Genomic DNA, 296 nt, shown 5'->3' on the forward strand with positions numbered 1-296 from the left:
ATCGACGGCGGCCGTCCCGGCCGGGGTTCGTCGGCGAGCCCGGCCAAGCCGTGCTCGATGAACCGTTTTCGCCACTTCGCCACGGTCATCGGCGTGACACCGACCGCTGCCGCCACATGCGCGTTCGCTGCTCCAGGCTCCGCGCACGCCAGCACGATCCGGCACCGTAACGCATACGCCTGCGTCGACGTCGCCGCCCGCGCACCCCGCACCAACTCCCGACGCTGAGCCTCGGTCACCACCAAATCCGGGCCCGATCTCGGCCGCCCCGTCCTCGCCACCGCCGAATCCTACAA

The 296-nt window shown here is 70.9% G+C and carries 1 protein-coding gene; it reads right to left on the reverse strand.

The genetic code is table 11. The features are described 5' to 3' along the window. Nucleotides 1-239, reverse strand: a 239-nt coding sequence (locus ON21_RS38795; RefSeq protein ID WP_169332746.1) for a helix-turn-helix domain-containing protein, incomplete at its 3' end; no start/stop codon positions are given. Nucleotides 240-296 lie beyond the last annotated feature (57 nt).

This window comes from Nocardia araoensis NBRC 100135 (assembly GCF_000308435.1).
Classification (GTDB): Bacteria; Actinomycetota; Actinomycetes; order Mycobacteriales; family Mycobacteriaceae; genus Nocardia; species Nocardia araoensis.